A 26124-nucleotide genomic window follows, 5' to 3' on the forward strand; every position below is an offset into this window, starting at 1 on the left:
GTTATAATACTAAAAAAACTGTGGCTTTCGCTCATCTATACCAAACTAATAGGCTATGGGGCAAAGCTTATTTAGTTTCTAACTATCCATTTTGCTTAAAATAGTATACAAACACACTAATGCCATAATTTTCTCTCTCAACATATTTGTATATCGCTTATATCTGCAAGAGCAATTACATATAGGTGTGGGAGTTTTATTTACGTGTAAGTAAAACTTTATTTACACGTAAGTAGAACTTTATTTACACGTAAGTAAAGTTTTACTTACACGTAAATAATATAATACAATAAGTCGTAAACTATCGTTTAATAAGTCTACAAATGCCATTGCACTGTTGTGTAAATATCGTTAGAACGGTATATAACTTTGAATGAATGTGCATTTAAACAGAATGTTACGATGTAATAAGCAATTTTCTATTAACTTCGGCAAATGGTTTGCCGTTGGTTTGGGGATATAAAGAGAAAATGGTATACAGCCGAACTGCATACCATTTTCTATATCAAAGTGGTGTTACCTTATAGTCTTACCATATTTTTAACGTGTGCTGAAGGTTCAGATAATCCCGGTCGAGTATTGGCTTGTGGTTTGAATCTTCCTCACCTGATATCCAAACAGGGCGAATAGCCTTAGCCTGAGCCTTACCATTTGGCGACAAGTTCCATTCGGTTGGACCGAAGAAGAAGTCTCTCGACGAACTCGCTGTATTGGAGGTTGAGGTCATATACTGTGCGTATGCACCTGCTCCATAGTTCATATCTCTAAATCCTATCATAGGAGATGAGGACGTACGTCTACCCGTAATAGGCAAGAACAAGCCTTTGTTTGCACGTACAAGTGCCGTAACCTTGGTGTACTTGTAGAGCGATTTTACTCTTATAGAACCAGCCGTTCCAGAGGCTACATTAAGTAAAATACCATAAAGATAGCACAAGAAAATGAAAGCTGACAGAGAGTTATGGTATTTATTATGTGTAATGATGTTGCAGTATACTGAACTGACTGTGGTTTAGATATAAAAAGAGCGAAGAAAGCTAATTGTGTTGTTGCTTTCTTCGCTCTACAATATGTTCTTTAGAAATTATGAATGCTGCTGTGCTAATATAGCCTGATGTATTAAGCCTGTAATTTCTTCTGTAAGTTCTGGATTATCTTTTAGCATTGTTTTAGTAGCATCTCTGCCTTGCGCCAATTTAGTGCCTCCGTAACTAAACCAGCTACCACTCTTCTGAATAATATCAAATTCTACGCCTAAGTCGAGTATTTCGCCCACTTTCGATATTCCTTCACCAAAGAGTATATCGAATTCGGCTTTACGGAATGGTGGTGCTACCTTATTCTTAGCAATTTTTACTCGCACGTGGTTACCTATAATATCATCGCCATCTTTAATAGACGAGGCACGACGAATGTCTAAACGCACCGAACTATAAAACTTCAGCGCATTTCCACCTGTAGTAGTCTCCGATGGTCCAAACATTACGCCTATCTTTTCGCGTAGCTGATTAATAAAGATGCAGCAAGTGTTTGTTTTGCTTATAGTAGAAGTTAGTTTACGCAAAGCTTGGCTCATAAGGCGTGCTTGTAATCCAACATTCGAATCGCCCATATCGCCTTCTATCTCTTTTTTAGGCGTAAGTGCAGCCACTGAATCTACAACAAGAATATCTATAGCCGATGAACGTATAAGCTGATCGGCTATTTCTAAGGCTTGTTCACCATTATCGGGTTGCGAAATCCATAGATTATCAACATCTACACCTAACTTCTGCGCATAGAAGCGGTCGAAAGCGTGTTCGGCATCTATAAAAGCCGCAATGCCTCCTGCCTTTTGCGCTTCGGCAATGGCATGTATAGCAAGAGTGGTTTTACCTGAACTTTCTGGTCCATAAATCTCTATAATGCGGCCGCGTGGATATCCTCCTACTCCCAATGCCATATTAAGTCCTATGCTACCAGTAGGAATTACATCGACATCTTCTATAAGTTCGTCGCCCATTCGCATAATAGAACCTTTACCAAAGTCTTTCTCTATTTTCGACATTGCTGCTTGTAAGGCCTTTAGTTTACCTTCTGCAGCATTCTGTACTTCGTCTTTTGCCATATATTTCTTTATATTATTTTACTTGATAAGTTAAACTCTTTGTTTTAGAGCATTCGCCTTTTGTGTTACCTATTCCTACCAATGCTTCCAGAATGGTACGAGTTCGATGTGTGCGGTGTGCATAGTCTTCGAAGCTTTCATTATAAGGATCTAATTTTCTTTTCCAACCTTCATAGGGAGCAATGTAGAAATAAGGAAGCGAGTCTGCTAACGAGTTAGTTTTTTCTTCTGTATTGTTTATGCTTTCTATGGTATCTAATGATGCTAGCGTAGGATATAAACATGTTATACCTTCCTGTTTACAGTAGTCTACAACAGGTGTAATCCATTGATTATAGTTACCTCTTATGGACTGTAATGAGAAGTTGTTATATGTTGATTTTCCTATACGCTGTATCGGACGAATTTGCACCACGTTAGGCTTAGTGTCTTTGAACACATCTTTTATATGTATCAGTTCTGCTGCATTATCAGTGTTAACGGTATAATTCAAACGAATACGAAAATCGGGAAAGTCTACTCTTATTCGTGAGAGATTAGCAATAAGTGTTGTAAACAAAGTGAATTTACCATTTGTCATTAAACTCTCGTAAGTGTTCTTAGTAAACCCATGTGCCGAAATAGTTATCTCTGTCAGACCATTTTCCACCAGTTTTTGCAATTTCTCATAAGTAAGCAGATTTCCATTGGTAGTGATTGTGATGTGTTTCACGCCATATTGCTTACCCAATTTCACCAACTGTAGCAAGTTTTGCGACATAGTGGGTTCGGCGCCACAACCAATTTGCAAACGAAGTGCACGTGGAAACAAAGCTTTTGCTATAACTTCTAAATCGTCTGTGGTAAACTTTCCGTGCATATTTTTTGCTGCTTCGGCATCGCTGAAGTAACACATCTTGCAGCGAAAGTTGCACGACATTACTGGATCTATATTGATACTGAGATATCTCTGTTTACCCAAATGAAGTGCTAAAATGCCCAAAAGCTTCACTTTCGGGCTATTAATTCGCTGATAGACATTCAGAAGTTTATAGATATTCATGCTTATTGTACACAACTTCCGCTGTTCATTCTTTCTTCTTTCGCTTCTTAGGATAGGGCAACACCTCTGCCAAGATGGCTACAACCTTTACTGCGTGGTCTGCTCTTGATACATCTAGAATGTAGTGTTCTTTTGCACCTTCGTATGGATAGCCTTTTTCTGCTTCTGCCATTAAAGTCTCAATTGCCTCGTGTTGCTTTACGAAGGCTATATTGTCGCAAGCTATGATGACAGGTTTTTCGTTGGCGTATATCATATATTCGCCAAACATCTTGCGGTATCTGATTGCTCCAACAGCTTCTATCTGTTGGCAAACAAACTCAATAAAGTCTAAAGAACACGCCATATCGTTTTACTGTTCCGTTTCTTCAATATTTCAAATCCTATAATTCCAAGTCGCCACCGAACACCTCGTGCCAAGGCAGACCTTGCTTGTTTAGCTGTTCCATAAATGGGTCTGGGTCGAAATCTTCCAAATTCCACACACCTGGTTTACGCCAAATACCTTTAAAGAACATCATTGCGCCAATCATTGCAGGCACTCCTGTTGTGTAACTAACGCCTTGCATACCTGTTTCTTCGTATGCAGCTTGATGCTTACAGTTGTTGTAGACGTAATAAGTCTGTTCCTTTCCGTCCTTAATACCACGAATACGGCAACCTATTGATGTCTCTCCTTCGTAATTTTCGCCTAAGTCTTGTGGGTTGGGTAGTACGGCTTTGAGGAACTGAAGCGGTACAATCTTCACTTTTGCAGTCTTCCCTGATCCGTCAGCAAGTGGAGCTTCGTATTCTATCTCATCAATACGGCTCATTCCTAAATTCTGTATGCAATCCAAATAAGTAAGGTATTGCTGACCAAAGGTCATCCAAAAGCGAGCACGTTTAATGGTTGGGTAATTCTTAACTAGCGATTCTAATTCTTCGTGGTGCATTAAATACGAATCGCGTGCACCTATATTAGGATAGGTTAAGTCTTGATGCACGGCTAATGGTTCTGTTTCTTTCCATTCGCCATTCTCATAATATAAACCTTTTTGTGTGATTTCGCGAATATTTATCTCTGGATTAAAGTTTGTTGCAAAGGCTTTATGATGATTGCCTGCATTGCAATCTACAATGTCGAGATAGTGAATTTCGTCGAAATAGTGTTTTGCTGCGTAGGCTGTAAATACCTGCGATACTCCGGGGTCGAAGCCACAACCCAGAATAGCTGTAAGTCCTGCCTGTTCAAACTTTTCTTTGTAAGCCCATTGCCAGCTGTATTCAAAATGAGCTTCGTCTTTTGGCTCGTAGTTAGCTGTGTCTAAATAGTTGCAACCACATGCCAAACAAGCTTCCATAATAGTAAGGTCTTGATATGGCAACGCAAGATTTATCACCAATTCTGGTTTAAACGAATTGAAAAGTGCCTTTAATTGTTCCACATCATCGGCATCAACCTGTGCTGTTTTAATATCGGCTTTATAACCTTTGTTGTGAATAGACTTCACCAATTCATCGCATTTCTCCTTACGCCGGCTTGCTATCATAAAGTCGGTGAATACATCTTGGTTCTGAACTATCTTAAATGCGGCTACGGTGGCTACTCCACCTGCACCAATCATAAGTACTCTTCCCATTTTATAATTTATTTTATCTTATACTTTTATCTATTTCTTGCGATGTTATCCCCATTGCATTCATTAACGAATAGCCTAATATTTGTTGTTTAAAGTTACCTCCCTCCATAGGCATCATTGCAAATAGAGTGATGTGTTTATGCTCATCGTCCACGTCTTTCACTGTATTACGGATAACGCTACAGATGTTACCTTCTTCTGCATTTGGCACAAGCATAATGCGATGTACTTCATCGTGGCTAAGTGCAATGCGCAACACATCGAGCAAAACATCGTCTTTTTCTGCTAAAGCACTACCTGTTGCGATAGTGTTAATTATAAATTCGCCCAGCTTTTCGTCAGCGAAAGCCTGTTTGTCTAGTTCTCTTTGAAAGTCGGAAGGTACAAAGTTTTCTAACGTAGCTTTATTCTTATCGTGCAAGAGCACTACTTGTGTTTCGTGATTGCCTGGCTTCAACCGCCCGTCAAGAGCAACATCTACAATCCATTGGCTAAAGTCGGCTGCTGGAATCTTTCTATTGAGCATTCGCTCAAAGTTTACAATAAGGTTGAACGCCACCTTGTCGATATAATCGGCATCAACAATGATGATGTTTTCACTCATTTTAATATTCTGCGAATTTTGTGTATTCATTGCCACAAAGTTACATTAAAAGACGTAAATGCCAAAACTATTTCAGCATTTTTTTGTTTATTACTATTACATTCTCTACGTAAAATCAATAGAGAATGTCGTATAATACTTATTAAGGTTTCTAACTTACTTTCTAAAAGCATTGCGAGTTATTGTTCCAAAAGAATAAGATGAGAGAATTGCCTATTATTTATTGCGCATTTGTAGGTATAAACACATGATATACAAAATATTAAAGGTGCATTCAAGGAATAGCGTTGGTATATATGCTCCAGAAGTTGTAAAGGCACTGATTTCTATGTATAGGCAGCAAACATCACATTGTATAGAATGCTGTTATAATGATATTTAGATGCGTATAAAATCATTATTTTGTACGTATTATCTAATTTCTGGTAATAGCGTTTGTTGCGTATAAAAATAAGATTATGCTATAACGGAAATATAATTTGATAATAGGTAATTATATTCTCTACTATTATGTCTTTTTTGGTGTACAAAACGACGTGCTATGTTACATTATGTTGCGATTAAAATGTTGCATTACAAAGTCTGAAGATATGAGAAGAATTGTGGCTAATGAGTATAATAAAGAAACTGATTCAGTAGGATATAAGTATAGAAATTATTAGTAGCAACCATTGTTTAAAAATCAAGTAAATAGAACTGCTAAAATGTTTATAAAACATGCCATATATTAGCTACTTTTGTTTCAGATATCTATTACGTTTGTTTCAGATATCTGTAACGTTTGTCTCAGATATCTGTAACGCTTGTTTCAGATATCTGTCAGTTGCGTCTTAGATATCTATTATTTTCTATTTAGATATAATAGAAAACTACAGCCTTTATAAGGTCATATTATAATGCTTGAAAGATATTCTTTCAGATGAAGATTAGGTATTCTTTTATGCTACAATGTTTCGCTTATAAGTATAATAAGTTACTGAACAGAAATAGGTTGCTTAAGACACTATTATATAAAATTAAGAATCATAACAGTAGCCCTCTTTCTCAAAATCGCTACACTTATTTTCTATAGTGGTAGAACCCATTATACATTATGTATAGTGTATGTGTACACTAAATATATTAGTTAAAAACAATAAAATAGAACTATTAGTTTGCCTATTCAGATTATAATCTTTATTTTTGCAAAGAACAGAGAATTTGATTATTATTATCATCTATTCATCATATCATAACAAACATATAACAATATGAAACTCAAAACAAAACTTTTACTTACTTTAGTTGTCGTGTTGTTGGGAAGCATATTTACTTCTGCTTACGCAACAAAAAAACAACAGGCATTGCAAAACGATGCGAACCAAGCCACTTGCATTGTTGTTAAACTGCAAGATGGAGGCGAGAATATATTCTTCTTAGGAGAAAGTCCGAAACTAATGAACTTCGCTGATAGCTTAGCTGTGATTTACAAAAATCAACAACTAAACTTTGCGTTGAAAGATATTAAGGATTACCACTTTGAAGAACGCAATCCTGCAGGAATTAAACAGACAGAGAATAGTAGCACAAAGCAAGGTCAAACAGACTTTACACAAGGTATTGCTAATTTCACACAGTATCCTGTGGGAAGTCGCATTACAGTGTTTACCCTCGAAGGTCGCCGAGTTGCCGTTGTAGAAATAGGCAAAGATGGAACTGCTCAGCTAGATATGCGCAACAAACCTGCTGGGGTTTACATTGTAAATACGGGGAAACAATCGTTTAAATGGTTGAAGAAATAAATACGAACAACGATTCTTTGGTAAGTCAATACAGACTCCAAAGAATCGGATTCTTCTGTTTCTACATATCGCCCAAAACGGTTCTTCTGCAATAATGCCAAAACACAAAATACTAAAAGCTATAACAACAACTAACAGACAATTGCTATAAAGGCAAAACAAACAAAAACAATGGTCTTTTCTGCTTTAACAAAGGTAGAATTAGTACAACCACCATTCAGCTATATCACAATATTACATTAACAACATTTTATCGTAGATGGTAAGATATGCACTTATTTTATCGCTAGATAAAAATTAAAAGCATTTGAACTATGAAAAAGAAACTTCTATTTTGCACTATGGCAGCTTTTATGCTTGCCGCAAATGTTTGTGCTCAAAATTGGAAAATGGTTGTGGCACACAGCGACGGAACATTCGACACAATTGCTGTAGAAAAGGTAAAAGACGTAACCTTCTTTAAAACAAGCACACAACCAGTTACACCAAAAGATTTAGGCATTGAGTTCGTAAAGATTCCTGCGGGGTCATTCTTAATGGGAAGTCCGAACGATGAACCTCAACGCGAATCAGGAGAAATACAGCACAAGGTTACAATAACCAAAGATTTCTATATGAGTAAATACCCCATTACTTTCGAACAATACGACAAGTTTTGCGAAGCAACAGGACGTCAGAAGCCAAGCGACTATACATGGGGACGCGAAAATAGGCCCGTTATCGATGTAAGTTGGGACGATGCTACAGCTTTCTGTCAATGGATAGGCTGCCGTCTGCCTACAGAAGCAGAATGGGAATATGCTTGTAAGGCTGGAACAACCACACCATTTTATACTGGAAACAATATAACCACAAACGATGCTAACTACGATGGCAACTATCCATACAACAACAACGATCAAGGAGAGTATAGAAAGAAAACCGTTGCTGTTGGAACTGTAGGCGAACCGAACAGCTGGGGTCTCTACGATATGCACGGAAATGTACAAGAATGGTGTGCCGATTGGTACGATGACTATCCACAAGGCGAACAGACTGACCCCAAAGGTCCTGACAACGGAACCTACCGCATACTGCGTGGAGGAAGTTGGACAAGTCGCGCAATGCAGTGTCGCAGTGCCTATCGTGGAGGAAGCGAACACAATAGTAGATTAGACGATGCAGGCTTTCGCATTGTATTAATAAAGTAATCTTGCTCCACAAAACAAGTCGTAGAGAGAAACAAACATACCTATAATGTGTGGAGTACACACCAGAATATTCATTAAATAGTAGATAAGATCTATATAAATTTCAATTGGGCATTAGAGCTGAGTCGCTAATGTCCAATTTATATTAGAACGGCTTAATAGAAAAGATGTGAGGGGGTCTTTGTAAAAAAGAAAGCTTGTAACAACTTCCATACTTATATAACAAAATTCTGAAGAACATATTATTATTTAGAGACTCATAGCAACATATAAATCAGGATATTACAGAATAAGAAAAATTATAATCGCCATCTGAATAAACATCTTTTAGGCATTATAATATAACCTCATAAAGGTTGCAGTTTTTTATGATATCTAATTTGCAACTGATAGATATCTGAAACGAACGTTACAGATGTCTGAGACAAACGTTACAGATGTCTGAGACAAAAGAACTATATTTTACTACCTTTTCTACATATATAAAGTATTCTATTCAACAGATAAACAACCAATAGGTGTTGCTTATAATTTCGCTATCTCTCTCCCATTAAACCATTAAAACACTTTGCAGTGAACATTATTTTATAGAATTGTGGTAGACTAAAGTGGTATGAAAATTGGTTTAGGCATAGATACAAAAAAGTCTCGCTGTTCATTCATAAACAACGAGACTCTGAAATAATTATATATGGAAAATTAATGTAGATTAGCTAATTCTATGGCTTTGTATACGGCTGCTGTTACGCCTTCAACGTCTTTTCCACCAGCTTGTGCATAGTGAGGTTGTCCACCGCCACCACCTTTAATAAGTTTTGCAGCTTCGCGAATAATCTTACCTGCATTCAATTCGTAATCTTTCACCATATCGTCGCTCAACATAATAGAAAGTAAGGGTTTGTTCTCGTAAGTTGATCCCAATACACAGAGGAGCTTTTCAGGGATTGCAGCACGCACTTTAAAAACAATGTCTTTTGCCGAAGCTGGTTCTACTGGGAGCACAGCTTTCACCACTTTCACTCCATTCACAGTTTGAGCACCCTCTATCAAACTGTTTGCAAGACGAGCTACGGTTTGCTGGCGGAAGTTCTCCATCTGTTTCTTCATAACATCGTGCTCCTGAATATACTTCTCAACAACACCTCGCAAATCTTTCGCATTGTTAAACATCGCCTTCAAATCGCGTACAGTATCTTCGAGCAGGTATATTGTCTCCTCGCATCGTTTGCCTGTAAGCGCCTCGATACGGCGGACGCCTGCAGCCACGCTGCTTTCGCTAATTATCTTGAAGAAACCTATACGACCTGTAGACGTTGCGTGAATACCACCACAGAACTCGCACGATGGACCAAATTTAATGACACGTACCTTATCGCCATATTTTTCGCCAAACAGTGCCACTGCTCCCATTTCTTTCGCCTCCTCCAATGGTGTGTCGCGATACTCGCCACATGGGAAGTCTTGACGTATCATATCATTAACAAGACGTTCAACCTGACGCAATTCGTCATCGGTTACCTTCTGGAAGTGTGAGAAATCGAAGCGCAAAGTGTCTGGGCTAACATACGAACCTTTCTGTTCGCAATGCTCTCCCAATACTTGTTTCAACGCATAGTCTAACAAGTGGGTTGCTGTATGGTTAGCAGCCGAAGCATCACGCTTGTCGGTATCAACACACGCCATAAAGTCTGCCTCTACGTTCTTGGGCAATTGCTTTACTATATGAATGCTTTGATTGTTCTCTCGCTTCGTGTCCACAATATCAATGGTTTCGTCTTCGGTTACCAATACACCTTGATCGCCAACCTGTCCACCCATTTCGCCATAGAAAGGCGTGTGGTCTAACACCAGTTCAAAGAAAGTATTTTTCTTCTGAGTAACCTTTCTGTAACGCAAAATGTGGCATTCGTATTCAGTGTAGTCGTAGCCAACAAACTCTTGTTCGCCCTCGCGCAATACTACCCAGTCGCTGTTTTCTACAGCTGCAGCATTGCGAGCACGTGCCTTTTGTTGTGCCATTTCTTCCTCAAACTGTTTCTCGTCTACACTGAAACCGTGTTCCCGACAAATCAATTCTGTTAAATCGAGCGGAAAACCGTAAGTATCGAATAGTCTGAAAGCCTCCTTTCCACTTAGTTCGGTCTTGCCTTGTGCTTTCAGTTCGTCCATTTCGGTGGTCAGAAGGTTTATTCCTTTTTCTAACGTACGCAAGAAAGAGTCTTCTTCTTCCTTCATAACACGAGCTATAAGTTCGCGTTGAGCCGTCAGTTCTGGATAAGCGCCACCCATCTCGTGAATAAATGTGTTGAGCAACTTATATATGAATGCCTCTTTTTGATCTAAGAATGTATAGGCGTAGCGCACTGCACGACGTAAGATACGACGGATAACGTAGCCTGCTTTTGCATTGCCAGGCAACTGACTGTCGGCAATAGAAAAAGCAACCGCACGCATGTGGTCGGCAATAACACGCATTGCAATGTCTATCTTCTCTTGTTCAGTCGTCGCTTCTCCGTTTTCGCCCGATGGTGTAGTAAAGCCATACTTCTTTCCACTCAAGCGTTCTATCTCCTTAATGGTTGGTTGGAATATATCGGTATCGTAGTTAGAGTTCTTTCCTTGCAACATACGTACAAGGCGTTCGAAGCCCATTCCTGTATCAATAACGTGCATTGAAAGGGGTGAGAGTGAACCATCAGACTTGCGTTGGAACTGCATAAAAACAATGTTCCAAATCTCAATTACCTGTGGATTATCTTTGTTTACAAGCTCACGTCCAGGTATTTGTGCTTTCTCTTCGTTGCTGCGAGAATCTACGTGTATCTCCGAACACGGACCACACGGACCTGTCTCTCCCATTTCCCAGAAGTTGTCGTGCTTGTTTCCATCAATAATGTGGTCTGTTGGTAGGTGTTTAGCCCAATATTTGGCAGCTTCTTCATCGCGAGGAATACCGTCTTCAGGACTACCTTCGAACACAGTAACATACAAATCGGCTGGATTTAACTTCAAAACATCTACCAAATATTCCCACGCATAGTCGATTGCTTTTTCTTTAAAGTAATCGCCAAAGCTCCAATTGCCGAGCATTTCAAACATAGTGTGATGGTAAGTGTCGTGTCCAACTTCTTCTAAATCGTTGTGTTTGCCACTTACGCGTAAGCATTTTTGTGAGTCTGTACGGCGGCGTGGTTCTGGATCTTTCGTCCCAAGTATTATATCTTTCCACTGGTTCATACCAGCGTTAGTAAACATTAGTGTTGGATCGTCCTTAATAACCATTGGTGCGGACGGTACAATGACGTGTCCTTTTGACTCAAAGAACTTCTTGTAAGAGTCGCGGATCTCATTCGCTGTCATCATTTTCATCTACTTATTTTCTAAAATTCATATAAAAGTATTGCAAAGATACTGACTTTTCACTATTTTTGCAAACGAATTGATGAATGATTGAACTATGACAGATAATTTGCGTAAACTATATTACTCTATAAAAGAAGTGGCACAGATGATTGGTGTGTCAGAAAGTTTACTTCGCTATTGGGAAACTGAATTTCCACATCTACGTCCGAAAACCACTGGAAATCGTGTTCGTCAATATACTGATAAGGATATTGAACAGATAAAGATTATCTACAATTTAGTGAAGGTACGTGGCTTTAAAATTGCTGCGGCACGTAAAATGTTGCAAGAAAATCGTAGCGGAGCTGATAAAAGTCAGAAGGTGCTTGAGAGTTTGATATCGGTGCGCGACCAATTAAAAGAACTGAAAGCTCAACTCAGTAGCTTAGTGTAGTTATTGCTTACACCTTATATATATTATATATATACTAACGAAACTTTTGACATATAATAGAAACGGTGTAAGCTCGATAGAAAAGAGGACAAGCATAATTAATCTCTCTCGAATATAACTAAACGAAGAATAACATATTGCTGTTCAGGTGCTTATAATAGAATCTGAATCGAAACATTGCAGAATAAAGAACAGCACAATCATCACCTGAATAAATACTTTTCGCCTATTATAACACAGCATCATAAAGGAGCCTATTTGCTATGATATCTAATCTGCAACTAACAGACGTCTATCACGCGCGTTTCAGACGTCTAAAACGAGTATGACAGACGTCTAAGACGTGAACGACAGATATCTGAGATATTTCTATTTGATTTGTGAGTAAATAATAGACTCTAATTATAACGCTCTCTATCTTTTTTCTATTAAGTTGTGGTCTACACAACTAAGAAGAGTTTTACTGTCTTAATAGACCAATAGTATAAATGAGAAAAGAGATATCGTCTTACTTCAATATAATTCCGTTATAGATACGTCCAGAGTCTACTCCAAGTTTACGAGCAGAGAAATAATCGTTTGTATTATCGTAGGTACAGATTCCTTCATCTATTATATTTTGTGGCAGAACACCCATTCTTTCCATATCTATACGATTAGAAAGCTTCAAGTCTAAGTGCCATTTCAAAGGAAGTTCCTCCTCTTTAGGTTGTATAACACGAAAGCGTTTGGCTATTCGTTCCATATCGAAACAAGCATTAGCAAACTGTTCGTACACTTCATCGCCTACTTCGAAGTTCTGCAAAGATATGCCTGGACCTATCACTGCTTGCAATTCTTGTGGTTTGGTTTGGTAAACAATGCCCATTTCTTTAATAGTTTTCTGCACTATATGCTTCACCGTTCCACGCCAACCAGCATGTATTGCAGCTGCAGCGTGGTGCTTGGTATCGTATAAAAGAATAGGAATACAATCAGCAGTAGATACTCCGATACAAACATTTAGTTCATTTGTCATCACAGCATCAACACCTTCTATAATCTGTTCACGAATATTTGCAGGCAGCTTAAAATATTCGTTGGCAATTATTCGCGAACTATCACTGTGTATTTGGTGTGGAACTATAAGCTTGTTTACATCTATCTCTAAACAGTTGGCTAAGCTTTTGCGGTTTTGCTCTATGGCGTCTGGTGAATCACCACAATATCTATTAATGTTAAAAGCAGCATAATTGCCTTTGCTCACACCACCGTGGCGTGTAGATGAAAAAGCGACAACATTATTGGCAAGTTCATAAAAGTGTAATTCAGGCTTATTCATCAACGTATTCAAAGTCGTTAAGTTCATCTATATCGTCTATTTCGTCTTCGCTGTACGACTCTATATCAACTACATCAGCTCCCTCTTCATGCATTTCCTCCTCAAGGCGCACTATATCTTTATCGCGATGTACAAGCGTGTCTTCGGTTACAATGTTGCTTAGTTTGTTGCTCTCTGCATTAAGCTCTTTCCACAACAAATCTTTTAATTCCTCTATTCCGCTACCAGTAACAGCAGAAATAAACACCACAGGCAAATCGGTTGGTAATGTATCTCGGAGCATTTCTATTAACTCGTCGTCTAAAAGATCGCTCTTTGTAACAGCTAACACTCTATGCTTACTGAGCATCTCGGGATTAAACTGGCGGAGTTCGTTCAATAATATCTCATATTCCTTTTTTATATCATCTGTATCTCCTGGCACCATAAACAGCAAAAGCGAGTTACGCTCTATGTGTCTGAGGAAACGTAAGCCCAATCCTTTACCTTCGCTTGCACCTTCAATAATACCAGGAATGTCTGCCATAACGAAGCTTTGGTGGTTGCGATAACTCACAATTCCCAGAGAAGGTTCCATTGTTGTGAATGGATAGTTAGCTATCTTAGGCTTTGCGCTCGATAAAGCCGACAATAATGTAGACTTACCTGCATTAGGAAAGCCAACCAACCCCACGTCTGCTAAAAGCTTAAGTTCAAGAATGATTGTCATTTCTTGTAGCGGTTCGCCAGGTTGAGCATAGCGCGGTGCCTGATTAGTAGCCGTACGAAATTGGAAATTACCTAATCCGCCACGTCCACCTTTTAATAATACTACTTCTTGCCCATCGTAAGATATATCGCAAACAAATTTTCCTGTTTCTGCGTTATACACCACTGTGCCGCAAGGAACATCGATGTAGATATCCTTACCATCGCTTCCGTGACACTTGTCTCTTCCTCCATTTCCTCCATGTTCAGCAAAAATGTGGCGTTGATAGCGCAAGTGAAGTAACGTCCAATAATTGTGATTACCTCTAAGTATAATGCTTCCGCCCTTTCCACCATCGCCTCCGTCAGGGCCACCATTGGGATTATATTTTACGTGGCGCAAGTGCATAGAGCCTTTACCGCCTTTTCCAGAGCGGCAATATATCTTAACGTAATCAACAAAGTTTGTTTCTGCCATAGCTTTTATATGGATTTAAATGTAGATTGATGGGTGGTCTTTAAAATAAATGTTGATTGGAATGCCAATCAATAACACATTTCATAAAATGAAAACGATGATAGGCGGCGAGTAAAAGTGTGTTTACAACTATACTCTTTACAGCCTATCATCGTTTTTATATTATAGTTCTTCTATTACAGTAGCAATGCGACCGAATATATCGTCTATAGTTCCAAGACCTTCTACATGGTGGTGAATGTCTTCTTTCTTATACCAATCAATCAGTGGAGATGTTTGTGTGTGATACACATTTAGACGTTTCTTAATAGTTTCTTCGTTGTCGTCAGAACGTCCACTTTGCTGCCCACGCAGAACAAGACGCTTCATAAGTTCTTCTTCTGGTACAAATAGTTCTATCATAGCAGCTATTTTGTGTCCGCGTTTAGCCAACATAGCCTTCAATGCATCTGCTTGTGGAATGGTACGAGGGAAGCCATCGAAAATAACGCCTTTATGTTCTTTGCCAAAACTATCGTAAACATGAGCTAATATGTCTACCATTAGTTCGTCTGGTATAAGCTGACCATTGTCGATATACCCTTTTGCGATTTTACCTAGCTCTGTTCCTTTCTTAATTTCAGCGCGCAATACATCGCCCGTAGAAATATGTTCAAAGCCGTATTTCTCTATCATTTTGTCGCTCTGTGTGCCTTTTCCTGCACCGGGAGCACCGAAAATTACAATATTCTTCATTATTCTTGTACTAAAGTATATATGTCTCTTAAATTTCGCCCTTGTTGGTCGTAGTCTAAACCATACCCTACAATAAAGTCGTTTGGTATCTCCATTGCTGCATACTTTATATTTAATGCCACTTGTAGCTTGCCTGGTTTCAACAGCAATGTACTGATATGAATGTTTGCAGGTGATTTCTCCCAAAGTACTTTCAACATACGTTCCATAGTTTTACCAGTGTCTACTATATCTTCTACTATTACTACTTCGCGCCCTGTAATATCTTCGTTCAAACCAATAACTTCGGTAATCTTCCCCGACGATTCTGTACCTGTATAAGAAGCTACCTTTACAAAGCTTATTTCACAAGGAATATCAATAAACTTCATCAAATCTGCAGCATACATAAACGAACCATTGAGAACCGCTAGAAATAGGGGATTCTTGCCAGCCATATCTTTATTTATTCTATCGGCTACGCTTTTTACTTTCTCGAGAATGGTTGTTTCTGGAATTGATATCTCAAATGTTTTATCTTTAATTGTTACACGACTCATTGTAATAAATCTGTTATTTAAGCGCAAAATTACTAAATTTAAACCGAACTATCTTATATGATTAGCATTTATTTTGTAAATTTGCCACTATTATGAAGATATTTACGAGTGCTCAGATACGTGAGCTTGACCAATATACAATAGAACACGAGCCCATAAGATCGATTGATTTGATGGAAAGGGCTGCCAAAGCTATAACTCATTCTATAATGGAAGAATGGAGTAATAATACTCCTATGGTTGTTTTTGCCGGACCAGGAAACAATGGTGGCGATGCATTGGCGGTTGCTCGTTTGCTTTATAACGAAGGCTATCAGGTGAAAGTGATTTTGTTTAATATATCTAATAAACTATCAGAGAATTGTACTCTAAATAAAGATAGACTATTAGACTTAAAGCATTTCAAGGATTTTACTGAAGTAACTGTATCGTTCGACCCTCCCGAACTTAATGCCGAAACGCTGGTTATTGATGGTTTGTTTGGCATTGGACAGAATAAACCTCTCGCTGGTGGGTTTGCATCGCTAGTGAAATATATAAACCAGAGCCCGTCAAAAGTTGTGAGTATAGATATTCCATCAGGACTTTTAGCGGAAGACAACTCGCAAAACGTAAACGCAAATATTATTAAAGCCGACTTAACACTTACGCTACATCAAAAGAAATTGTCGTTCTTGTTTAGCGAATCACAACAGTTTCTGGGTCGTGTGAAAGTACTCGATATACGATTAAGTAGAGAATTTATTTCTAAGACAGGTGCGCAATACACCATTCTGGAAGAAGACGACATACGTGCAAAGTTGCTTTCGCGTAGCGATTTTGCCCATAAAGGAACTATGGGTAAAGCACTGATAATAGCAGGAAGCTATGGTATGGCTGGGGCGGCAGTGCTTGCCACTCGTGCTTGTCTACGTTCTGGCGTTGGAAAGGTGGTAGTGCACACTCCTAAACGGAACTACGATATTATGCAAACTGCTGTTCCAGAGGCTGTAATGCAAATAGACCACGAAGATGCCTACTTCTCTGAACCTGTAAGCGTAGAAGATTTCGATGCCTTGGGCATTGGTCCTGGATTAGGACAAGTAGAAATTACTGCCATTGCTATGATTTCACAAATACGTAGAACACAATGCCCTATTGTGGTAGATGCCGATGCACTAAATATGTTGGCTTCTCATAGAGCATGGTTACAACAGTTGCCAAAGAAAATAATAATGACACCACATGCGGCAGAGTTTGACAGACTGAACGGTACGCCTTCTATTGGTGAATATGAACGATTGGAACAAGCACAACAATTGGCTCAAAATCTTGATGCCTTTATATTACTAAAAGGGCATTATAGTGCGCTTTGTCTGCCAAATGGAAATATTCTTTTTAACTCTACAGGGAATAGTGGAATGGCAACGGCTGGTAGTGGTGATGTGCTTTCTGGAATTATAACTGCCTTATTGGCTCGTGGCTATCAGAATGCAGATGCATGTGCTGTAGGAATGTATCTGCATGGATTAGCTGGCGACCTTGCTGCAAACGATTTGGGAAAGGAGAGCCTTGTTGCAAGCGATATAATCAACTATCTGCCAAAGGCTTTTAACCGCCTTAACGAATAGCATTTGCGTGTAGTTTTTCCGATTTTGTAGAATATAGACGAAGATTTTGTAAACACCGTTCACAAGTTATTTGCCAATTGAATGGAATATCTTAAATGTTTAGAAAAAGTTAGTCAAATATTGGTCTTTTGTTTCAGATATCTGTAACGTTTGTTTCAGATATCTGTAACGCTCGTCTCAGATATCTATCAGTTGCGGTTTAGATATCACAAAAAACTACAACCTTTATTATTTACGCCACCTACAGTAAATATATGCAATATCATTTCAATGAGTTGTAGAGACGATATCACAATTAATCGCTCCCCTACTCTTAACAGAGCGTCCGTTGCAAAATAACATTATACATTAAAAATGGTCAATAAAATGTGCGTTTTATAATAAAATTATCAGGTGCTACAACAAGTTAAAAAGACAAGCAAGATATTAGTCAAGAATGCAACAGATGATAGAATGCATCAGTATCAACAATCATATATGGTAATGTTATGGTATATAGCCAATTGTGTTTAATATATTTTGAGGTTATAAATATAAACAGACAACCAAATATTATTTATTGTATTTCATAGTATTTAATTAATAAAAAAGTCTCAACAGTATTTCTACCATTGAGACTATATTATGTTTCTTATTTACTTTGCTTCTGCAAATATTCTGTTTTACCTAATTCTAAATTTTATTTTTCAATAGCAGCAACGCCTGGTAACACTTTACCTTCGATAGCTTCGAGCATTGCCCCGCCACCTGTTGAAACATAAGAAACCTTGTCTGCCAAGCCAAACTTGTTTACAGCAGCTACCGAGTCGCCACCACCTACAAGAGAGAAAGCACCATTCTTCTGTGTAGCTTCGGCAACATATTTCGCAATTTCGCCAGTACCGTGAGCAAAGTTGTCGAATTCGAACACGCCAACAGGTCCGTTCCATAAAATTGTTTTTGAGCTAAGAATAATCTTTTTCCATTCTTCAAGACTTTCAGGAGCAGCGTCCATGCCTTCCCAGCCGTCAGGAATTTGGTCAATAGGGAACTCTTTACGTTCTGCATCGTTAGAGAACTGTTGTGCACAGATGGTTGCAGTAGAGAGCGAAAGTTTTACACCTTTTTCCTTTGCCGCCTTTATTATATTTAAAGCTTCAGGCATTAGGTCGTCTTCGTGTAGCGAATCGCCAATCTTTCCACCTTGTGCCTTAATGAAGGTGAAGCCCATACCACCACCAATAATAAGGTTATCTACCTTATCAAGCAGGTTCTTAATGACGCCAAGTTTTGAACTAACTTTCGAACCACCAATAATTGCTGTAAATGGGTGTTGAGCGTTCTTTAAAACATTATTAATAGCTGTTACTTCCTTCTCCATTAAGAAACCTAACATCTTGTGGTCGGCATCGAAGTAGTCGGCAATAACAGCAGTTGAAGCGTGCTTACGGTGGGCTGTACCGAAAGCATCATTCACGTAAACATCAGCGTATGAAGCCAACTTCTTTGCGAACTCAGCCTGACGTGTTTTCATTTCTTTCTTAGCAGCATCATATTCTGGTGTACCTTTTTCTACGCCTACTGGCTTACCTTCTTCCTCTGCATAGAAGCGAAGGTTTTCTAACAACAGAGCTTCGCCAGGTTTCAGTGCTGCAACTTCTGCCTCTGCATTAGCAGCATCTTTAGCAAACTTCACAGGAACACCTAAAGCATCGCTTACATTCTTAACAATTTGGCTTAACGAAAGTTCTGGTTTCACTTTACCTTTAGGCTTTCCCATGTGACTCATCATAATGAGTGCGCCACCATCAGCAAGCACCTTCTTCAGCGTTGGTAAAGCGCCACGAATACGTGTGTCGTCTGTTACATTGCCATTCTCGTCCAATGGCACATTAAAATCAACGCGAACAATAGCTTTATGTCCTGCGAAATTGAAATCATTAATCTTCATTTGATTGATATTTATATTATTATAATGAATACGTTCCTATGGCAAAAATACGAAAAAATATCTTATCAGGAAAACTATAAGCAATCTTTTTTGTAATTTTGCACCAATAAACAAATATAAATGAAAGATTCGATTATTATTGTTAGTGGCGGGCTCGATTCCATTACACTTCTCTACGACAAAGCTGCAACTATTGCTTTAGCTGTTTCATTCGACTATGGACAGAATCACGCAAGTCGTGAGTTGCCATTTGCTGCTTTGCATTGTAAGCGTTTAGGTATACAACACATTGTTATTCCGTTGCAGTTTATGCAGCAATATTTCAAAAGTTCGCTCTTGGACGGAGCAGAGAATATACCTGAGGGGCATTACGAGGAAGAGAATATGAAGTCTACTGTTGTGCCATTTCGTAACGGTATTATGCTTGCAATAGCTGCAGGAATAGCCGAAAGCCACAATCTCAATCGTATTTACATTGCCAATCATGGAGGCGATCACACCATCTATCCCGACTGTCGCCCTGAGTTTATTAATGCTATGACAGCTGCAACTCAAGCTGGAACATTCAACAATACTCGTGTGGAAGCAGCATTTACCAATATTACAAAGGCAGACATTGTTCGTATAGGAAACAAACTTGGTATAAACTATGCAGAAACATGGAGCTGCTATAAAGGAGGCAAATGCCATTGTGGTAAATGTGGCACTTGCATTGAGCGTAAAGAGGCTTTCCAAGAAGCAGGATTAACCGACCCTACAGAATACGAAGCATAATCCAACAGATAGTGTTAGGGTTATATCAGGATAAAAATAAAACCACATAGTGTTTGTTAAGCGAAACAATTCATTAGTTTTTTAAGTCGCGATTTAATAAAAAAAAGATTATAAAAATGAGCGAGATTACACAAAAACAGATTTTTAAAGAGATTAGGAATTTCTTAATAATAGCCATCGCTGTATCTATAGGAAGTTTTGGCTGGTGTGCATTTGTATTAACCCATAAAGTCCCTATTGGTGGAATTGCTGGTCTTTCGTCTGTGCTTTATTGGGGTACTGGTATTCCTATACAGGTTACTTACTTCATTTTGAACATTTCGTTGTTGTTGGTTGCATTAAAAGTACTTGGTTGGCGATTTTGTATTCGGACAATTTTCTCTGTCATAGTTTTCACTATTAGTAGTAGCATTTTCCAACATTTAATGACTGGTAACAGTGTTCTTTTCCCTAACGATCCATTCCTTGCTAGTGTAATTGGTGGCGCTTTGTTGGGTTTAGGCACAGGAATAGCTTTACAATATAATGCTAGTACTGGTGGTTCTGATGTTGTTGCGGCAATGATAAACAAACATCACGATGTATCATTGGGTAAGATAATATTAGCTTGCGACCTTATTATAATAACATCTGGCTACTTAGTACTGCACAATTGGGAGAATATTATATATGGCTATATCACACTTTTCATTATGTCTGCCGTTGTAGATTATGTTGTTAATGGTATGCGTGGTTCCGTTCAATTTTTTGTTGTTTCCGACAAATGGGAAGAGATTGGTAATGCCATAAATAGTAAAGTGGAACGTGGCTGTACACTTATTGATGCTCGTGGTTTCTACACTGGTAGAGAGTTGGGTATGCTTTTCGTTCTTGCACGACGCTCTGAAACACACGATATATTCAGTGTTATCGACGAGATAGATCCTGAAGCATTTGTATCGCAGAGTGCTGTAAACGGTGTTTATGGCGTTGGATTTGATAAAATGAAAGTAGGTAGTCGTAAAAAGATTGCCAGCTATGCTGTTAATGATAATGAAAAGCAATAACTTTGCAGTATTATGAATTATAATGAAATAAAGAATAAACACATTGCAGTACTGCTTTCGGGTGGTGTCGATAGTTCGGTTGTTGTTTACGAATTTGCACGGTTAGGACTAACTCCCGACTGCTTCTACATTCGCATTGGCCCTGAAGAGAAGGAAGAATGGGATTGCAATTCAGAGGAAGACGTAGAAATGGCTACAGCTGTGGCACAACGTTTTGGTTGTAAGTTCAATGTTATAGACTGTCATAAGGAGTATTGGGGACAAGTAACTAAATATACTATGGAGAAAGTGCGTGCTGGTTTTACGCCTAATCCTGATGTTATGTGCAATCGGCTTATAAAGTTTGGTGCATTCGATGAGAAGTGTGGACACAACTACGACCTTATTGCCACTGGACATTACGCACAAACCAAATGGATTAACGGAAAGAAATGGCTCTGTACAAGTCCTGACCCAGTAAAAGATCAGACTGACTTCTTAGCACAAATATACGATTGGCAATTACGTAAAGCTTTATTTCCTATAGGACATTACGAAAAGAATGAGGTGCGCGAGATTGCCGAACGCGAACATCTTATTAACGCTAAACGGAAAGATTCGCAAGGCATTTGTTTCTTAGGAAATATAGACTATAACGAATATGTGCGTCGCTATCTTGGTGAACAGGTGGGCGATGTTGTTGAATTAGAAACTGGAAAGATAATAGGACAGCACAAAGGGTTGTGGTTTCATACCATTGGACAACGCAAAGGGTTGGGCTTTGGTGGTGGACCATGGTTTGTTGTGAAGAAAGATGTAACCACCAATGTGTTGTTTGTTAGTCATGGCTACGATCCCGAAACGGCATACAAAAAAGACTTTAGGGTGCACGGCTTGCATTGGCTCACAGAAACACCTTGCTCAGAAGTTGGTAACAATAATGTTGAAGCTACCGAACAGATATCCATTTGTTTCAAAATTAGGCATACGCCTGAGTTCCACAAGGGATATTTGGAATTGCTTTCTACTAACAACGAGGGCGAACCAACAGAAGCTATTGTACACTCTGAAGACAAAATACATGGTGTTGCACCTGGACAGTTCTGCGTTATCTACGATAAAGATCACAACCGTTGCTTCGGTTCGGCTGAAATTACATTTTAAATATACTCCGCTAAAATCACGTTGCTTCATTTTTCTGCAACGTGATTTTTTTTAATCTCTACTATTAACCGATAAATACAATCATAATGTATTGTAATACCTCTGTAATGTTTAAAGAATATATCTTAAGATTATGAAAAACATTACGTTACATTTGTATTTATAATTCAAAGATGTTATTTTTGCGAAAGCATATATCCAACATCTACTATGACATAAGAATCATAGTACGTTTATAAAACCAAATGCCCACACCTCCGACACGGCATTACCAACAATATGGGTTTAAAGGGGAGGTCTAAACACAATGAAGACTATTTTATGGAAGAAAAAAAACACTATTGCAGTTCTAACAGCGTTTATTGCTATGTTTTTACCTTTAAAAGGATATGCAGAAATTGTGGCATACGGTCTTGCTATTGCGGGCAATAAAGTTACTTCTGCTAACTGCAACGACCTTTCAAAGCTCGATGGTGTAAGTGGAAAAGTTTGCTACGACCCTACAAACAAAGTGCTTACGCTGCAAGATGCCACTATAAACACAGGTGGAAACATTAACGCTATATACTCTAAAATTGATGGTATTACTATAAAAATAATTGGTACTAACAACCTGAAAGCACAAAAAGCGGCTATTACACTTATGACTCCTACAACCATTACAGGCGGAGGAACACTTAACGCAGAGAGTGAAAAGGATTGTGGCATATTTGTTTTTAATACCGAACTCACTATAGATAATTGTACCATAAACGCCAAAAGTAAAGCATACGGCATTGCGGGAGGCGATGGAACGTCTGAAAAATTAATTATAAAAAACTCGTCTGTAACAGCTGAAGGTAACGAAGGAGGTTCTATTAGAGACCTTGCCGAACTTGTATTAATAGGCTGTAACATTACTCAACCTGTGGGAGCAACATTCGATTCATCGCTACATTGTGTAGCACTCAACGGAGAGATGGTAAACAGCAAGGTTGTTATTACGAAAGACCCAACTGCTATTGCAACGTCTTCTATTCACACTGTTGCAGCACAAAACGTATACACTATAAATGGTATTAAGCTTACGAACGAATATGAAAAGCTATCGAAAGGTATATATATTGTTAATGGTAAGAAAGTGATAAAACAATAACGAAGCACTGTAGTTAGAATACATCAAACAAAATATGGTGCAGTTTTACAAGTGCGTATATTGGTTCAGTAAAAAATAGATAAGGCTATTATCAGCAGTATTTACTGGTACGCACTTGTAAAAATAGAATACCGAAAAGCATAGAGAAACCTGTCAGTTTTTTAATGCTTTTGTCTTAGATATCTGTCGCGATCGTTTCAGATATCTGTCGCAATCGTTTCAGATATCTGTCAGTTGCGTTTTAGACATCATAGCAAATTGTATCCTTTATGATGCTGTGTTATAATAGTTGAATAATATTTATTCAGATGAGGAATATTATTCGTTTCACACTATAATATTCCAATTTAGGCATTAGTATAAGTGTCTTAGGAACAATATGCCATTTCATATTTAAGTATATTGTAATGAAACACATTACAATTATACTCTTTTCTATGGAGACTCCTATACCAAAATTGATTTATTAGCGAATTGATAACTTTTGTTTTATTGTTAGCAGATTATTTTCCTCTATAATGCAGGCATTGCAAGCCACAACAAGTTAGAAAAGCTATTAAACTGCCAACAATAAAACGAAAGCTAATAAGAAGCAATTATACAACCTATATGTAATAATGCTACACTCTAACAACTGGTTTATATTTTGCTATACTTAGAATTACAAATATAGTACAGACGCATCGAAAGATTTAGTGTCTTTCACACCAGTATATAGCATCAGTTCAGATAGTTGTTCGTTCATTTTCGTTATTTTCTCCTTAACGCCTGTTGCACCTTGCTGTAACAAAGGTGTCAAAATTCCTCTGCCCACCGATACAGCATCAGCCCCTAATGCTAATGCTTTGTAGGCATCGTAACCCGTATCTATTCCGCAATCAACAAATACCGACATAACGTAACCTATCAAAGCTCGTTTAATTTTTGGTAAAACCATCAGAGGTGCCACACCAAAAGGAATACGCCCATGATGGTGCGATACTACAATGGCTGCACAGCCCGCATCTTTACATTTTAGTGCGTCCTGAACAGAAAGCACTCCTTTTGCAACAAAAGGAACACTTCCAGCAGCCTTTACATATTGCTTTAAGTCGGAGAGAGTTACAGGTCCGAGTGGAATACCATCAACTATATCATATCGTCCGTTGGTACCTGGAACGTGGTCAATATCAATACCCACAGCAATGGCACCATGCTCAATGGCAAATTTTATCTGTTCAAGAATAATGTTATGGTCGGCAAATGGTTTAATAATTCTCACCGTCTGCGCTCCCACTGCTGCAATATCTGCATACTCGTCGTTAGGTTCCATTCCAACCCAATTCACAGTGTTCAGTTCTTTTGCTGCATAAGCATACTCTTGCATAGGCTTTTTCTCGTTCTTTTGTGCTTTGTTAAGATGCGAGAAGGCTGGCATCATAATAGGCGAACTAAATTCTTTACCAAAGATAGTAGTCTTTAGAGACGGCTCTACTGAGTCGATAACTCGCATTTCTACATGTATTGAGTCAAGATAATTTCGATTATATATATTTGCATCATCAGCCTTTCCACTTGTTACAGGTATCATTCCTGCTGGTCCAGGATACTTAGTTTTTGCGTTTTCGTTCATATATTCTTAATTATAGAAGTTAAATTAAATGTATTGGTTCGAATAAAGAAACAGCAAAACAGCTAATATATATATCCTTTATATTATATGTCAAAGTCTATCGTTGCTTGCGTTCTCTATTTGTTTATGTGTTAGCAAAGATACATAAAGATAAAGACTATACAAAACAAAACAGAAAGAAATAATCTGTCAAGTAGTATTTAAAATACAAATATAAACATACTATATGGCTGGTTTCAGCTTGTTCTATTTAATAACATCTGTCAGTGTTAGGCATCGTAGCTCTTCGTAAATTGTAACCTATAAAGAGCCAAACAAAACATAGAAATACAAGTGCACTATAATTTTCTCACTACTCGCTTTCATCGTTCGTAGATATATACGTGCACGGAATTTACACTTACGAAACACCATTTCAACAGTATATAAATGTAGTTTAAACGGTGTAGCAATACCGTAAGGTAAAAGCAATTAGCTATTTAATATTCTTTCCTCGCTTAGACTTATTTTCAAATTTATTTGTCCATTCTTCATCTTGTTCCCACAATGTATTGTCATGCGGTTTAGATTCTGCGTGGTCGCCCTGGTCGCTGTCCTTAGTTAAAAGTTTCTCTGTTAAAACTCTGTGTTGCTCCACATGTGGTTTTACATAAATTCTCTTCATTTCCATTTCTACTTTTATTTTCTTATTAATAATGTATAAGCCAAACATTTCAGCAACGTAAGAATTAAGTAAATTAGTAATGTACACAATACGAACGTCAGCAGTAGTAGCTGCATTGTAGTCGTAGAAACAAAACAATGTAGCTATAAAACATTGTTTGTTGTGGAGGCTATGCTGTAGCTTTTTTCTTACTAAGTTCATCACTACATACGTTAATGATTAATTGTTTCGTTTTAAGAGAGTTTCATCTCTCTAATTGTTAATAGTTACGCCTGCAAAGTTAAATATTTATTTTATTCTAACAAGAT

22 protein-coding genes are annotated in these 26124 nt (G+C 38.2%); 8 read left to right on the forward strand and 14 right to left on the reverse strand.

Translation table 11 applies throughout. The features are described 5' to 3' along the window. Positions 1-529 precede the first annotated feature (529 nt). The 6 genes from HMPREF9144_RS08070 to HMPREF9144_RS08095 form a co-directional block, all read right to left on the reverse strand. Positions 530-937, reverse strand: coding sequence for a hypothetical protein (locus HMPREF9144_RS08070; protein WP_040595425.1), 408 nt, complete (start codon positions 935-937; stop codon positions 530-532). A gap of 147 nt (positions 938-1084) precedes the next feature. Further along, a complete protein-coding gene (gene recA, locus HMPREF9144_RS08075) occupies positions 1085-2107 on the reverse strand; it encodes a recombinase RecA (protein WP_006045461.1) in 1023 nt (340 codons plus the stop codon). A gap of 13 nt (positions 2108-2120) precedes the next feature. Further along, on the reverse strand, positions 2121-3149 hold the full coding sequence (locus HMPREF9144_RS08080; protein WP_006045462.1) for a radical SAM protein: 1029 nt from the start codon (positions 3147-3149) through the stop codon (positions 2121-2123). 25 nt (positions 3150-3174) lie between these two features. Next, positions 3175-3495, reverse strand: coding sequence for a transcriptional regulator (locus tag HMPREF9144_RS08085; protein ID WP_006045463.1), 321 nt, complete (start codon positions 3493-3495; stop codon positions 3175-3177). 37 nt (positions 3496-3532) lie between these two features. Next, complete coding sequence (locus HMPREF9144_RS08090) at positions 3533-4771, reverse strand: saccharopine dehydrogenase family protein (RefSeq protein ID WP_006045464.1); 1239 nt, start codon at positions 4769-4771, stop codon at positions 3533-3535. 13 nt (positions 4772-4784) lie between these two features. Further along, positions 4785-5405 (reverse strand): DUF6621 family protein, encoded by a 621-nt coding sequence (locus tag HMPREF9144_RS08095; RefSeq protein WP_006045465.1) that lies wholly within the window; start codon positions 5403-5405, stop codon positions 4785-4787. A 1220-nt stretch (positions 5406-6625) separates the two neighbouring features. Between HMPREF9144_RS08095 and HMPREF9144_RS08100 the strand changes: the two genes are divergently transcribed. Then, positions 6626-7156 (forward strand): T9SS type A sorting domain-containing protein, encoded by a 531-nt coding sequence (locus HMPREF9144_RS08100; RefSeq protein WP_006045469.1) that lies wholly within the window; start codon positions 6626-6628, stop codon positions 7154-7156. Between the two features lie 314 nt (positions 7157-7470). Then, on the forward strand, positions 7471-8346 hold the full coding sequence (locus HMPREF9144_RS08105) for a formylglycine-generating enzyme family protein (protein ID WP_006045470.1): 876 nt from the start codon (positions 7471-7473) through the stop codon (positions 8344-8346). 699 nt (positions 8347-9045) lie between these two features. On the opposite strand, the gene alaS is transcribed toward HMPREF9144_RS08105, so the two are convergent. After that, positions 9046-11709: an alanine--tRNA ligase gene (alaS, locus tag HMPREF9144_RS08110; RefSeq protein WP_174262605.1), complete on the reverse strand. Its 2664-nt coding sequence runs from the start codon at positions 11707-11709 to the stop codon at positions 9046-9048. A gap of 94 nt (positions 11710-11803) precedes the next feature. Between alaS and HMPREF9144_RS08115 the strand changes: the two genes are divergently transcribed. Further along, the gene (locus HMPREF9144_RS08115) at positions 11804-12142 is read left to right on the forward strand and encodes a MerR family transcriptional regulator (protein WP_006045472.1); all 339 of its coding nucleotides are present in this window, start codon (positions 11804-11806) and stop codon (positions 12140-12142) included. A gap of 508 nt (positions 12143-12650) precedes the next feature. Here HMPREF9144_RS08115 and pgeF read toward each other — a convergent pair. The 4 genes from pgeF to hpt all read right to left on the reverse strand — a co-directional run bounded on the left by pgeF (position 12651) and on the right by hpt (position 15902). Next, positions 12651-13463, reverse strand: coding sequence for a peptidoglycan editing factor PgeF (gene pgeF, locus HMPREF9144_RS08120; protein ID WP_006045473.1), 813 nt, complete (start codon positions 13461-13463; stop codon positions 12651-12653). Beyond that, positions 13456-14628 carry a GTPase ObgE gene (obgE, locus tag HMPREF9144_RS08125; RefSeq protein WP_006045474.1) on the reverse strand — a complete coding sequence of 391 codons (1173 nt, stop codon included), beginning with the start codon at positions 14626-14628 and terminating at the stop codon, positions 13456-13458. Before obgE ends, pgeF begins: the two co-directional genes overlap by 8 nt. A gap of 162 nt (positions 14629-14790) precedes the next feature. After that, the gene (locus HMPREF9144_RS08130; protein ID WP_006045475.1) at positions 14791-15363 is read right to left on the reverse strand and encodes an adenylate kinase; all 573 of its coding nucleotides are present in this window, start codon (positions 15361-15363) and stop codon (positions 14791-14793) included. Then, positions 15363-15902 carry a hypoxanthine phosphoribosyltransferase gene (hpt, locus tag HMPREF9144_RS08135; RefSeq protein ID WP_006045476.1) on the reverse strand — a complete coding sequence of 180 codons (540 nt, stop codon included), beginning with the start codon at positions 15900-15902 and terminating at the stop codon, positions 15363-15365. The genes HMPREF9144_RS08130 and hpt overlap by 1 nt, the downstream gene beginning before the upstream one ends. Before the next feature lie 92 nt (positions 15903-15994). Here hpt and HMPREF9144_RS08140 point away from each other — a divergent pair, with 92 nt between their 5' ends. After that, positions 15995-17512 carry a bifunctional ADP-dependent NAD(P)H-hydrate dehydratase/NAD(P)H-hydrate epimerase gene (locus HMPREF9144_RS08140; protein ID WP_006045477.1) on the forward strand — a complete coding sequence of 506 codons (1518 nt, stop codon included), beginning with the start codon at positions 15995-15997 and terminating at the stop codon, positions 17510-17512. Positions 17513-18191: 679 nt separating this feature from the next. On the opposite strand, the gene HMPREF9144_RS08145 is transcribed toward HMPREF9144_RS08140, so the two are convergent. Beyond that, positions 18192-19442: a phosphoglycerate kinase gene (locus HMPREF9144_RS08145; protein ID WP_006045478.1), complete on the reverse strand. Its 1251-nt coding sequence runs from the start codon at positions 19440-19442 to the stop codon at positions 18192-18194. 120 nt (positions 19443-19562) lie between these two features. On the opposite strand from HMPREF9144_RS08145, the gene queC reads away from it, so the two are divergent. The 4 genes from queC (at position 19563) to HMPREF9144_RS08165 (ending at position 23540) form a co-directional block, all read left to right on the forward strand. Beyond that, entirely contained in the window at positions 19563-20216 is a 654-nt protein-coding gene (gene queC, locus HMPREF9144_RS08150) for a 7-cyano-7-deazaguanine synthase QueC (protein WP_006045479.1), read from the forward strand. A 116-nt stretch (positions 20217-20332) separates the two neighbouring features. Then, the gene (locus HMPREF9144_RS08155) at positions 20333-21262 is read left to right on the forward strand and encodes a YitT family protein (protein WP_006045480.1); all 930 of its coding nucleotides are present in this window, start codon (positions 20333-20335) and stop codon (positions 21260-21262) included. Between the two features lie 12 nt (positions 21263-21274). Further along, positions 21275-22405 carry a tRNA 2-thiouridine(34) synthase MnmA gene (gene mnmA, locus HMPREF9144_RS08160; protein ID WP_006045481.1) on the forward strand — a complete coding sequence of 377 codons (1131 nt, stop codon included), beginning with the start codon at positions 21275-21277 and terminating at the stop codon, positions 22403-22405. Positions 22406-22712: 307 nt separating this feature from the next. Next, on the forward strand, positions 22713-23540 hold the full coding sequence (locus HMPREF9144_RS08165; protein WP_006045482.1) for a hypothetical protein: 828 nt from the start codon (positions 22713-22715) through the stop codon (positions 23538-23540). Positions 23541-24201: 661 nt separating this feature from the next. Here the strand turns inward: HMPREF9144_RS08165 and HMPREF9144_RS08170 are convergent. Both HMPREF9144_RS08170 and HMPREF9144_RS08175 read right to left on the reverse strand, forming a co-directional pair. Continuing rightward, a complete protein-coding gene (locus tag HMPREF9144_RS08170; RefSeq protein WP_006045483.1) occupies positions 24202-25152 on the reverse strand; it encodes an FMN-dependent dehydrogenase in 951 nt (316 codons plus the stop codon). A 475-nt stretch (positions 25153-25627) separates the two neighbouring features. Next, positions 25628-26017, reverse strand: coding sequence for a hypothetical protein (locus HMPREF9144_RS08175; RefSeq protein WP_006045484.1), 390 nt, complete (start codon positions 26015-26017; stop codon positions 25628-25630). Between the last annotated feature and the right edge of the window lie 107 nt (positions 26018-26124).

Source organism: Prevotella pallens ATCC 700821, assembly GCF_000220255.1.
Taxonomy (GTDB): domain Bacteria; phylum Bacteroidota; class Bacteroidia; order Bacteroidales; family Bacteroidaceae; genus Prevotella; species Prevotella pallens.